12 protein-coding genes are annotated in these 12,027 nt (G+C 66.2%); 4 read left to right on the top strand and 8 right to left on the bottom strand.

The genetic code is table 11. The annotated features are described in order from the left end of the window. Window positions 1-58 precede the first annotated feature (58 nt). The gene (locus tag LGM56_RS08470) at window positions 59-757 is read right to left on the bottom strand and encodes a phosphatase PAP2 family protein (RefSeq protein WP_089497411.1); all 699 of its coding nucleotides are present in this window, start codon (window positions 755-757) and stop codon (window positions 59-61) included. A gap of 247 nt (window positions 758-1,004) precedes the next feature. On the opposite strand from LGM56_RS08470, the gene LGM56_RS08465 reads away from it, so the two are divergent. Continuing rightward, window positions 1,005-2,114 (top strand): PHB depolymerase family esterase, encoded by a 1,110-nt coding sequence (locus LGM56_RS08465; RefSeq protein WP_226204106.1) that lies wholly within the window; start codon window positions 1,005-1,007, stop codon window positions 2,112-2,114. Window positions 2,115-2,195: 81 nt separating this feature from the next. Further along, window positions 2,196-2,372: a DUF3563 family protein gene (locus LGM56_RS08460; RefSeq protein ID WP_069251078.1), complete on the top strand. Its 177-nt coding sequence runs from the start codon at window positions 2,196-2,198 to the stop codon at window positions 2,370-2,372. Between the two features lie 113 nt (window positions 2,373-2,485). Here LGM56_RS08460 and LGM56_RS08455 read toward each other — a convergent pair whose 3' ends face one another. From LGM56_RS08455 to LGM56_RS08435, 5 genes are all read right to left on the bottom strand, one after another. Beyond that, window positions 2,486-2,905 (bottom strand): organic hydroperoxide resistance protein, encoded by a 420-nt coding sequence (locus LGM56_RS08455; RefSeq protein ID WP_039358076.1) that lies wholly within the window; start codon window positions 2,903-2,905, stop codon window positions 2,486-2,488. Between the two features lie 156 nt (window positions 2,906-3,061). Beyond that, window positions 3,062-3,514, bottom strand: a complete 453-nt coding sequence (locus LGM56_RS08450) for a MarR family winged helix-turn-helix transcriptional regulator (protein WP_089428013.1) — start codon at window positions 3,512-3,514, stop codon at window positions 3,062-3,064. Window positions 3,515-3,691: 177 nt separating this feature from the next. Next, a complete protein-coding gene (locus LGM56_RS08445) occupies window positions 3,692-4,501 on the bottom strand; it encodes a BPSS1780 family membrane protein (RefSeq protein ID WP_089442995.1) in 810 nt (269 codons plus the stop codon). Continuing rightward, window positions 4,492-5,490: a homoserine kinase gene (locus tag LGM56_RS08440; protein ID WP_089497409.1), complete on the bottom strand. Its 999-nt coding sequence runs from the start codon at window positions 5,488-5,490 to the stop codon at window positions 4,492-4,494. Before LGM56_RS08440 ends, LGM56_RS08445 begins: the two co-directional genes overlap by 10 nt. Before the next feature lie 101 nt (window positions 5,491-5,591). Beyond that, a complete protein-coding gene (locus LGM56_RS08435; protein WP_021160838.1) occupies window positions 5,592-5,987 on the bottom strand; it encodes a hypothetical protein in 396 nt (131 codons plus the stop codon). A 129-nt stretch (window positions 5,988-6,116) separates the two neighbouring features. On the opposite strand from LGM56_RS08435, the gene LGM56_RS08430 reads away from it, so the two are divergent. Beyond that, a complete protein-coding gene (locus LGM56_RS08430; protein WP_089442993.1) occupies window positions 6,117-7,643 on the top strand; it encodes an AMP nucleosidase in 1,527 nt (508 codons plus the stop codon). A gap of 125 nt (window positions 7,644-7,768) precedes the next feature. Here LGM56_RS08430 and LGM56_RS08425 read toward each other — a convergent pair whose 3' ends face one another. Both LGM56_RS08425 and LGM56_RS08420 read right to left on the bottom strand, forming a co-directional pair. Then, a complete protein-coding gene (locus LGM56_RS08425) occupies window positions 7,769-8,065 on the bottom strand; it encodes a hypothetical protein (RefSeq protein WP_089474425.1) in 297 nt (98 codons plus the stop codon). A gap of 384 nt (window positions 8,066-8,449) precedes the next feature. Beyond that, window positions 8,450-9,208, bottom strand: a complete 759-nt coding sequence (locus LGM56_RS08420; protein WP_069259466.1) for a TIGR00730 family Rossman fold protein — start codon at window positions 9,206-9,208, stop codon at window positions 8,450-8,452. 1 nt (window position 9,209) lies between these two features. On the opposite strand from LGM56_RS08420, the gene polA reads away from it, so the two are divergent. Then, window positions 9,210-11,963: a DNA polymerase I gene (gene polA, locus LGM56_RS08415; RefSeq protein WP_226204103.1), complete on the top strand. Its 2,754-nt coding sequence runs from the start codon at window positions 9,210-9,212 to the stop codon at window positions 11,961-11,963. The last annotated feature ends 64 nt before the right edge of the window (window positions 11,964-12,027 follow it).

The following is a 12,027-nucleotide window of genomic DNA, read 5'->3' as shown; positions in this document are numbered from 1 at the left end:
CGGCGCGCATGGAATGGTCAGACGTGAAAAGTGGCGAACGCGACGGCCGGGTGGCCGGTCACGTACGGAGCGTGTGCGGCGACGATTGGGTGCGCTGCAGCGACGACGGCTGCGAAGCAGGGCGGTAGTTCGGGTTGGCCTTCCAGCGCGCGCGGACGAACGGACGCTCGTGGCCCGACAGTTGCAGCGCCACCTTGGTGACCCAGCGATGTGACGGCACCGTGATGCCGTGCAGCGCCACGGTCACGAGCGCGAGGCTTGCGACGACCGCGGGCACCGACCAGCGGTGCGGCACCGCGCGCCACGAACCGGCGATGAACGCGATCGCGGCGATCGCGCCGACGATGCAGCCGGTGATCGATTCGGACGGCGAATGGGCGTCGAGCGCGACGCGCGACACGCCGACCGCGACGCCGGCTGCGAGCCCGAGCGCGATGCCGGCGAGTCGCACCGGTGTGCGGGTGCGGATCAGCGCCAGGAAAATCGCGACCGGATAGACCGACGTCGACAGCATCGCATGGCCGCTGAACCCCGTGAAATCCCACTTGCGGATGCCGATCCCCCAGCCGAGGAACGCGATCTTCGTGAGCGCGACCACGCCGATCGCGGCCGCGAGCACGCCGAGCCACGCGGCCGCGCGCTCCCACGAATAGCCGAGCGCGAGCCAGACGGCGATCGTGATCGCGAGCGGCAAGGTCAGGCCGGCGCCGCCGAACGCGGTGATCATGATCCACAGGTGAGACGACAGGTCGAACATCGGGAAGGGGACGAACGAAGGCGGGAGGATGCTTAAATCAACGCGCGAGCCGGAAAGAACGACTACAACGGATACAAGCGGCGAAGCCCCAGTATAGCGCCGCGTGCGCACGAGCCCCGTTTTTTGCGCGGCCGGGAACGATCCGCATGCAGGAAAAGTCCGAGAAACAATGTTATGGTGCATTGCACAAAGACGAACGATGCATCCGCTGTGGTGCCCCTATTTTTCCTGACTGCGAGCCCGATCGATGACCAAAAGTCTGACCAAGGTGTGGCTGGGCGGCATGAAACGCATGCTGTCTCCTGCCGCCAAGCGCTCGGCGCGCGATGCGCAGCGCATCACACGCGATGCACTCGAGGCCGCGGCCTCCGCCGCCGTACCCGATCCGTCCCCGCCGCGCGAATCGCGCGTGCGACCGCGCGCGGCCGCATGGGCGGCCGGCGAATGGACGCGCGGCGAACATCCGATGGCGCCCGCGCTCGGGCGCCTCGTCCAGAATCTCGCGTACGGCCTTTATGTGCCGCCCGGCCGCCGGCGTGGCGCGATGCCGCTCGTGGTGATGCTGCACGGCTGCCAGCAGTCCGTCGACGAATTCGTGCAAGGCACGCGGATGAACCTGCTGGCCGACAAGCACGGCTTTGCGGTGCTGTACCCTGAGCAGTCGCTGCGCGCGCACGCGCACGGCTGCTGGCACTGGTATGAAGACACCGACCGCGCGGGCCGCGGCGAGGCGAACGCGGTGGCGTCGCTCGTCGACGCCCTCGTCGACGAACACGGTTTCGACGCGTCGCGTGTCTATGTCGCGGGGTTGTCGGCCGGCGCGGGTCTCGCGTCGCTTCTTGCACTGCACCATCCGGATCGTTTCGCGGCGGTGGCGCTGCATTCGGGCCCGGCGCTCGGCGAGGCGACCTCGGGCATTACCGCGATGGATGTGATGCGGCGCGGCGTGCGCCAGAACCCGGCGGCGGCCGTCGACGCGCTGGTCGATGCCGCCGCGTATCCGGGCATGCCGGCGCTGGTCGTCCAGGGCGACGGTGACCACGTGGTCGCGCCGAAAAATGCCGACCAGCTGACGGTGCAGTTCATGCGCCTGAACGGGCTTGCCGACAGCCGCGGCGCGTTGCGCGGCGGCGAACGGGTCGAGACGCGCGACGCGGGCGCGCAGATCACCGATGTCTGCCGCGACGGTGAGCCGGTCGTCCGGCTCTGTCATGTGAAAGGGCTCGACCATGCGTGGGCCGGCGGCGACGAAGCCGTGCCGTTCCACGCGGCGGTCGGCCCCGATGCGAGCGCGATGATCTGGGCCTTTTTCGAGACCCAGCGCCGCACTGTGGCGACCGAACGACGCACCGTCTGATCGACGCTGGCCAAAGCCTAGGGTTTTCCCTATAATTCGGGAAAACCCTAGTCAAAGAACCTTTGGATTGCGAGATCAACCATGTACCTGCTGAGCCACCTCTTCCTGATGCTGACCAAGAACGCTGAAAAGGCCTCGAAAGAGCGCGCCGACGCGTACCTGGCCGAAGCCACCGACATCTATGATCTCGAATTCCGCATGCGCAAGATCGATCGCGAAGCGGCGATGAACCGCCCGTACACGTTCGGTTCGCGCTAAGGAGCGCAGGGCGGGCAGTCAGGTCCGCCGCTCCGGCGAGTCACGCAGCAGAAAAGGGCGCGTGCGGCACCATGCCGCACGCGCCCTTTTTGCATTCCAGGCCGTGTGTCGCGTCAGACGACCGTCAGGCGCACCGGCACGTTGTTGCGCGTCGCGTTCGAATACGGGCACACGTGGTGCGCCTTTTCGACCAGCGCTTGTGCGTCGGCCTTGTCGAGCCCCGGCAGCGATACGCGCAGTTCGATGTCGAGACCGAAGCCGCCTGCGTCATTCGGGCCGATGCCCACTTCCGCCGTGACCTGCGTGTCGGCCGGCAATGCCTTCTTGTCCTGGCCGGCGACGAATTTCATCGCGCTCAGGAAACAGGCCGAGTAACCTGCGGCAAACAGCTGCTCCGGATTCGTGCCTTCCGCGCCCGTGCCGCCGAGTTCGCGCGGCGCGGCCAGCTTCACTTCCAGCTTGTTGTCAGCGGATACCGCGCGGCCGTCGCGGCCACCCGTGCTCGTGGCGCTGGTCTTGTACAGAATGTTCATCGTGCAGCTCCTGTCTGGAAAAGGGAGGAAAAGCGGCCCGGTCGAACGGGGTGTCGCCGGCCACGCACAAACAATAGAACACAAATCATTTGTGTGCAAATGAATTTTTGAAGAAAAGGCCCGACAGTGCCGGGCCGGTTGATCGAGGCTCGGCCGTCAGCGTTCGTTGGCAGCCGACAGTGCGTCGCGCAACTGCTGAAGATCGGCGCGCAGCCTGACCAGGAAGTCGGGCGATTGCTGCATCGCGCAAAAGAGATCGGCGGGCACGGAGCGCGCGCGCTCCTTCAACGCACGGCCTTCCGGCGTCACAAGCACGTTCACGATGCGTTCGTCGGCTGCGCTGCGCACACGCTCGACGTAGCCGAGCGCCTCCAGCCGCTTCAGCAGGGGCGTGACCGTGGCCGGGTCGAGGTCGAGCCGCGCGGCGATGTCCTTCACGGCGATGTCGTCGCGTTCCCACAGCACGAGCATCGCGAGATATTGGGGATAGGTCAGCGACAGCTTGTCGAGCAGCGGCTTGTACGCCTTCGTCATCGCGTGCGAAGTCGAGTAGAGCGCGAAGCAGAGTTGCTCGTCGAGTGTCTGAGGCAGCGGAGGCAGGCGGTCCATGATTCGGGCGGCGCGGCGAACGCGCGAACAATTTGTACGCAAATTATTTTGCGCGCAAAAGATCCGGATGAACAGGGGCGAGCGGGGGCTGCCGGAGGCGGGGGAAGGGCGGGGGCGCCGGGAGGCCACCCGCTGCGGAGAACGGCGGGCCGGCGCCGCGCGCCGGCCGGAGAGACTTCAGCGACCCGACGTGGTGGTCGTCGCGCCGGGTTCCTGTACGCCGAAGCAGCCGCGATAGGTCGCGTAGAACGAGCAGTACAGCATCGTGACGATGATGATCGTCACCGGCATCATGATCGTCAGCGCATAGGCGCCGGCGCCGAGCGCCTGCAGCAGCAGCGACAGCGCGAGCGACGTGCCGAGCGCGACGGCGAACCACAGCACGCCGTACACGACGAACGCGCCGCGATTGCGCCAGCAGCTCACGACGCTGAAGAACAGCGCCTTGGCGGGCGGGACGTCATGCCACGCGACCAGCACCGGCGCGAACCAGAACAGCATCGCGACCGGCAGGTACAGCAGCGTCGCGAAGAATAGTGCGCCGAGCGTGCCTTGCGCGGCAAGCGCTTCCGGCGTCGTGCTGGCTTCGTCGGCCGCGCCCATCATCACGTGGAACAGCGCGCCGCCGTCCACGAACGACGAAGCGGCGAACACGAGCACCATCGACGCGACGTAGATCACGCCGAGCACGAGCAGCCGCTGGGTCGCGACGGTGCCGTACGAGCGGAAGCCGTCGACGAGGATCGTCGGCATCACGGGCTTGCCGGCCACCGTGTCGCGGCACGCGGCCATGAAGCCGACCGCGACGCCGGGAATGAATACCAGCGGCAGCGCGGAGCCGATCACGGGCACCATCGATATCAGCGTGATCGCCAGCAGGTACGTGAAGAACAGCGTGATGAACGCGAGCGGGTTCCGGCGGAACAGCCAGACGCCTTGACGGAACCAGACATAGCCCGTTTTGGCGGGCACTTCGATCAGTTGCATGCGGTGTGGATCTCGGGAAGCGCGGGCGTATGCGCGATACGCTCGCGCAGGATGCGTTCGAAATGGCCGGGGTCGTGCGGCTTGAGCATCTCGGCCGCGCGCGGCAGGTAGAAGTCGTACAGGCGCGACACCCAGAAGCGGTACGCGCCCGCGCGCAGCATGTCGCTCCAGTGGCGGCGTTCCTCGGCCGTGAACGGCCGCACGGTCTGGTACGCGCGCAGCAGCGCGTCGGCGCGCGCGACGTCGAGCACGCCGGTCGCGAGGTCGACGCACCAGTCGTTGACCGTGACCGCGACGTCGAACAGCCACTTGTCGCAGCCCGCGAAATAGAAGTCGAAGAAGCCGCCGAGCCGCACGGCGTGGCCGGTGCCGGGCGCCGCGTGCGCGAACAGCACGTTGTCGCGGAACAGGTCGCAATGGCACGGCCCGGCCGGCAGCGCCGCGTAGTCGTCCGACGCGAAGAAGCTGGCCTGGTGCGCGAGTTCGCCTTCCAGCAGCGCGCGCTGCTCATCCGTGATGAACGGCACGATCGCCGGCACGTTCTCCTGCCACCACGGCAGGCTGCGCAGGTTCGGCTGGTTGCGCGGATAGTCGCGGCCGGCGAGGTGCAGGCGCGCGAGCATCTGCCCGACCTCGATGCAGTGTTCGACCCCCGGCGCCAGTTCGGCCGAGCCGTCGAGCTTCGTGACGATCGCGGCCGGCTTGCCGTGCAGCATGCCGAACAGCGCGCCGTCGTCGCGCGGGACCGGATCCGGCACCGGCACGCCGTGGCCGGCCAGATGGCGCATGAGGTCCAGGTAGAACGGCAGCTGTTCCGCCGTGAGCTTTTCGAAGATCGTGAGGACGTACTCGCCGCGCGTCGTCGTCAGGAAGAAGTTGCTGTTCTCGATACCGGACGGAATGCCGCGGAACGCAAGCACGTCGCCCAGTTCGTAGTGGCGCATCCATTGCGCGAGATCGGAGTCGGAAACAGCAGTGAAAACGGCCATGCGGGATGCGTCAGGTCAGGGTGTCGGCACGCGGGCGGCGTGCGTCGCGACATCGGGTGAAGGGAGGCGGCGCGCGGCGTTCGGTGCCGCGCGCCACGGAATCAGTAGCGCAGGTTCAGCGACGGCAGGCGCGTGATCGGGATGCCCGCGTCGTGCGGCTTCGGCGACGTGTCGGGCGTCGAGCTCATCTGGTAGCGCGTGCCGAAGTTCGACTTCACGTCGATCTCGACCGGCTTGCCGCGATCGCGGTACTCGGTGACTTCGGTGCCGTTCTTGCTCTTTTCGTGAAAGCTCGGCGTGCGGCGGATGTCGGCGAAGTCGACTTTCGACGTGACTTCGGCGCCCGGCCGGTTGATCTTGCGGAGATCGGGCAGGCCGGCGGCCTCGTTGGCCTCGGCCCGAGCCTGCGCGTCGGCGTCAGGCGTGCCGCCGGCGGCGTAAGCGGCGCTGGCGGCGGCAAACGCGGCGGCAGCGACGACGAGAATGAGCGGCTTCATGATGAGTCTCCAGTGAACCCACCGATTTTAGCAAATACTGCGCCCCATCCGGCCCTCGCGTGCGTAGGGGCAGCCATAAAGGCGACCGGGTTCCGTGGTAATGTCGTCGGATCAGACGAGGTAATCAAAATGAAGAACGACTTGAGCCGCCGGCACCGTGTGCTGACGCCCGAAAGCCCGTCGGTCGAGGCTTTCGACGATCCGATCGCCGCCGTCGCGCGGCTGTCCGCCATTTACGACACGAACACGGGCTTCCTGCGCGACGCATTCGCGCGCTATCGCCGCCACGAATCGATTACCGAGCACGTGCGCGCGTGCTACCCGTTCGTGCGGATCCGCACCGACGTCAACACGCACGTCGATTCGCGCCGCTCGTACGGTTTCGTCGCGGGCCCCGGCGTATTCGAGACGACGGTCACGCGCCCCGATCTCTTCGCGAACTACTATCGCGAGCAACTGCGCCTGCTGGCGAAGAACCACCATGTGAAGATCGAGATCGGCGTGTCGTCGCAGCCGATTCCGATCCATTTCGCGTTTCCGGAAGGCATCCATCTCGAGGGCGAGCTCGACCGCGACCGCCTGCTCGCGATGCGCGACATCTTCGACACGCCCGACCTGTCGTATCTCGACGATCGCATCGTCAACGGCACGTTCGAGCCGGCGCCGGGCGAGCCGCATCCGCTCGCGCTGTTCACGGCCGCGCGCGTCGACTTCTCGCTGCACCGGTTGCGCCACTACACGGCGACGTCGCCCACGCATTTCCAGAACTACGTGCTCTACACGAACTACCAGTTCTACATCGACGAGTTCGTGAAGCTGGGCCGCACGGTGATGACGGAGAGCGACGATCCCGAGGTGCGTGCATACCGGAGCCAGTACAGCGCGTTCGTCGAGCCGGGCGATGTCGTCACCTACAACGCGAACCTCGGCAGCGAGCCGGCCGAGGGCAACGCGCCGCCGCGCCTGCCGCAGATGCCCGCGTATCACCTGAAGCGCGCGGACGGCAGCGGGATCACGATGGTCAACATCGGCGTCGGTCCGTCGAACGCGAAGACGATCACCGATCACATCGCGGTGCTGCGTCCGCACGCGTGGGTGATGCTCGGTCACTGCGCGGGGTTGCGTAATACGCAGCGTCTCGGCGATTACGTGCTCGCACACGGTTACGTGCGCGAGGATCACGTGCTCGATGACGACCTGCCGCTGTGGGTGCCGATTCCGGCGCTGGCCGAAGTGCAGCTCGCGCTCGAACGCGGGGTGGCCGAGGTCACGCAGCTCGATGGCGTCGAACTGAAGCGCGTGATGCGCACGGGTACGGTCGCGAGCGTCGACAACCGCAACTGGGAGCTGCGCGATCATCGCGAACCCGTGCAGCGCCTGTCGCAGAGCCGCGCGATCGCGCTCGACATGGAAAGCGCGACGATCGCCGCGAACGGCTTCCGCTTCCGCGTGCCGTACGGCACGCTGCTGTGCGTGTCGGACAAGCCGCTGCACGGCGAGCTGAAACTGCCGGGCATGGCCGACACGTTCTATCGCGGGCAGGTCGACCAGCATCTGCAGATCGGCGTGAAGGCGATGGAAATCCTGCGCACGAACGGGCTCGACAAGCTGCATAGCCGGAAGCTGCGGAGCTTCGCGGAAGTGGCGTTTCAGTAACGTCGACGGCATCGCGCCGCGGCACCCGCAACGGCAAAGGCCGCACGCGAATGTGGGTTCGCGTGCGGCCTTTTGTTTTCTGCCAGTGCTTCAGTGCCGGGCTGAACGGCCCGGCGATCATGCGCTCAGCACTCACCCTTCTTCGCGTGTCCCGGCGGGCAGTGATAGCCGCGATCGCCGTGGCCGCGATGACGCTGATAGTCTTCCCACTCGCGGCGTTCCCAGTAGCGGCGGCCGTCCCAGTAGCGGTCGCCATGCCAGCCGACGATCACCGCGGGTGCCGGGGCGACCACGACGGGCGCGGGCGCGACGACGACCGGTGCGGGCGTGCCGATGTTGACGTCGACATTGACGGCGTGGGCGAGGCCGGACAGCGAAAGGCCGAGGCCGGCAAAGGCAAGGGCGATCAGCGAGCGTTGCATGTTCTTTTCCGTGGTGTCGTTATAAAAGGCCGGCGCGACGCGATGGAAGCGAGGGGGACCGTTCCACCGGGGGAACGCCGCACCGACACATGCAGTGTGCTGGCGCGCGACGGAAAATGCGAGGCGGGGTTGTTACGGAGGATTGCGGCCGGCAGGCGCCGGACGCGGGCGTCGGGCCGTGTCATTTGACAATGGCGGCCTTCGTGTGCGGATGACGGCGCGCCGCACGGCACCGGCTGCGCGGATTTGACATTCGGTGGCGCGCGGCCACGAAGCGCGATTAATGGCGCGTTACAAAGTGACACGCGGCAGGTGGCGGAATCGCCACGTCTGCCGCGCGGGAGGGGCACGCCGGCCGTCGGGCCGGCGGTCGTCATGGATGGATTACAGGTAGAACATCCGGTCTTCTTCGGGGCGCGGCGGATGGCCGTCATCGTCCGAACCTTCTTCCTCGCCACTGTCCTCGTAGAACGCGAGCACCGCGTCGAGCACCTGGTCGGGATCGTCGATCACCTGCATCAGATCCATGTCTTCCGGATTGATGAGGCCCATCGGAATCAGCTGGTCGCGGAACCACTGCAGCAGCCCCTTCCAGAACTCGCTGCCGACGAGAATGATCGGCACGAGGCGCGACTTCTTCGTCTGGATCAGCGTGAGCACTTCCGACAGTTCGTCGAGCGTGCCGAAGCCACCCGGCATCACGATCACCGCATCCGAATTCTTCACGAACGTGACCTTGCGCGTGAAGAAGTGGCGGAAGCGCAGCGAGATGTCCTGATAGTGGTTGCCGGCCTGCTCGTGCGGCAGCTCGATGTTCAGGCCGACCGACGGTGCTTTACCGGCGTGCGCGCCCTTGTTCGCCGCTTCCATGATGCCGGGGCCGCCGCCGGAGATCACGGCGAAGCCGGCGTCGGACAGCTTGCGTGCGATCTGCACGGCGAGCTTGTAGTGCGGCGTGTCGGGCTTGAGGCGGGCAGAACCGTAGATGCTGACAGCCGGGCGGATCTCCGACAGGTACTCGGTCGCCTCGATAAACTCTGCCATAATCGTGAACATCTGCCACGATGCGCGCGCCTTCTTGGCCGTCGCGCGTTCTTGATCTGCGAGCGAACGCAGACTCGGAATCACTTTTCTCTTGTTCATAATGCCTGAAGAACGAAATCTGGAAGGTAAGACCCTGCTATTGGTTGACGGTTCGAGCTATCTGTATCGGGCTTACCATGCGATGCCTGATTTGCGTGGCCCTGGCGGGGAGCCGACCGGAGCGCTCTACGGAATCATCAACATGCTGCGCCGTATGCGCAAGGAAGTCAGTGCAGAGTATAGCGCTTGCGTGTTCGATGCAAAGGGCAAGACGTTCCGTGACGACCTTTATGCCGACTATAAGGCAAACCGTCCGTCGATGCCGCCCGACCTCGCATTGCAGGTCGAACCGATCCACGGCGCGGTGCGCGCGCTCGGCTGGCCGCTGCTGATGGTCGAAGGCGTCGAGGCCGACGACGTGATCGGCACGCTCGCGCGCGAAGCCGAGCGGCACGGGATGAACGTGATCGTGTCGACCGGCGACAAGGATCTCGCGCAGCTCGTCACCGACCACGTCACGCTCGTCAACACGATGACCAACGAGACGCTCGACCGCGACGGCGTGATCGCGAAGTTCGGCGTGCCGCCGGAGCGCATCATCGACTACCTCGCACTGATCGGCGACACCGTCGACAACGTGCCGGGCGTCGAGAAGTGCGGGCCGAAGACGGCCGTGAAATGGCTGGCGCAGTACGACAGCCTCGACGGCGTGATCGAGCATGCGGGCGACATCAAGGGCGTGGTCGGCGACAACCTGCGCCGCGCGCTCGACTTCCTGCCGCTCGGCCGCAAGCTCGTGACCGTCGAGACGGCCTGCGATCTCGCACCGCATCTCGAATCGATCGAGGCGTCGTTGAAGACCGACGGCGAGGCACGCGACCTGCTGCGCGACATCTTCGCGCGCTACGGCTTCAAGACCTGGCTGCGCGAAGTCGACAGCGCGCCAGCGGAAGGCGGCGGCGCCGATGCGCCGGAAGGCGAGCCGGCGCCGGTGGTGGCGGCCGACATCGTGCGCGAATACGACACGATCCAGACCTGGGAGCAATTCGACGCGTGGTACGCGAAGATCGACGCGGCCGAGCTCACCGCATTCGACACCGAGACGACCGCGCTCGACCCGATGCTCGCGCGGCTCGTGGGCCTGTCGTTCTCGGTCGAGCCGGGCAAGGCGGCGTATCTGCCGGTTGCGCATCGCGGCCCCGACATGCCCGAACAGCTTCCGCTCGACGAAGTGCTCGCGCGTCTGAAGCCGTGGCTCGAGTCGGCCGATCGCAAGAAGGTCGGCCAGCACCTGAAGTACGACGCACAGGTGCTCGCGAACTACGACATCGCGCTGAACGGCATCGAGCACGACACGCTGCTCGAATCGTACGTGGTCGAATCGCATCGCACGCACGACATGGACAGCCTCGCGCTGCGTCATCTCGGTGTCAAGACGATCAAGTACGAAGACGTGGCCGGCAAGGGTGCGAAGCAGATCGGCTTCGACGAAGTCGCGCTCACGCAGGCCGCCGAATACGCGGCCGAAGATGCGGACATCACGCTGCAACTGCATCACGCGCTGTATCCGCAGGTTGCGCGCGAACCGGGCCTCTTGCGCGTGTACCGCGACATCGAGATGCCCGTGTCGCTCGTGCTGCGCAAGATGGAGCGCACGGGCGTGCTGATCGACGACGCGCGGCTGCAGGCGCAGAGCACCGAAATCGCGACGCGCCTGATCGAGCTCGAAGCGCAGGCGTATGAACTGGCGGGCGGCGAATTCAATCTCGGCTCGCCGAAGCAGATCGGGCAGATCTTCTTCGAAAAGCTGCAGTTGCCGGTCGTGAAAAAAACGCCGAGCGGTGCGCCGTCGACCGACGAAGAAGTGCTGCAGAAGCTGGCAGAAGACTATCCGCTACCGAAGCTGCTGCTCGAGCATCGCGGGCTGTCGAAGCTGAAGTCGACCTATACGGACAAGCTGCCGCGCATGGTGAACCCGTCAACGGGCCGCGTGCATACGAACTATGCGCAGGCCGTCGCGGTCACGGGCCGCCTGGCATCGAACGATCCGAATCTTCAGAACATTCCGGTGCGCACGGCCGAAGGCCGGCGGATCCGCGAGGCGTTCATCGCGTCGCCGGGCCACCGGATCGTGTCGGCCGATTATTCGCAGATCGAACTGCGGATCATGGCGCACATTTCGGGCGACGCGTCGCTGCTGCGCGCGTTCTCGCAGGGTGAGGACATCCACCGCGCGACGGCCGCCGAGGTGTTCGGCGTGACGCCGCTGGAGGTCAATTCCGACCAGCGCCGCATTGCGAAGGTGATCAACTTCGGGCTCATCTACGGGATGAGCGCATTCGGGCTCGCGTCGAACCTCGGCATCACGCGCGATGCGGCGAAGCTCTATATCGACCGCTATTTCGCCCGCTACCCGGGTGTCGCGCAGTACATGGAAGACACGCGCGCGGTTGCGAAGGAGAAGGGTTACGTCGAAACCGTTTTCGGCCGCCGCCTGTGGCTGCCCGAGATCAACGGCGGCAACGGCCCGCGCCGCCAGGCGGCGGAGCGCGCGGCCATCAATGCGCCGATGCAGGGCACGGCGGCCGACCTGATCAAGCTGTCGATGATCGCGGTGGACGACTGGCTCACGCGCGACAAGCTCGCGTCGCGGATGATCATGCAGGTGCACGACGAACTGGTGCTCGAGGTACCCGACGGCGAGCTGTCGCTGGTGCGCGAGAAACTGCCCGAAATGATGTGCGGCGTGGCGAAGCTGAAGGTGCCGCTGGTGGCCGAGGTGGGCGCCGGCGCGAACTGGGAAGAGGCACACTGACGCACCGTTGCGCGGTTCCCGATTCCTGCGGCATATTGTTGCAGGGATGCTGAATATCGAGATG

The sequence above is a fragment of the Burkholderia sp. AU38729 genome (genome assembly GCF_020419725.1).
In the GTDB taxonomy this organism is placed as follows: domain Bacteria; phylum Pseudomonadota; class Gammaproteobacteria; order Burkholderiales; family Burkholderiaceae; genus Burkholderia.
This window is presented reverse-complemented; position numbering and strand designations above follow the sequence as displayed.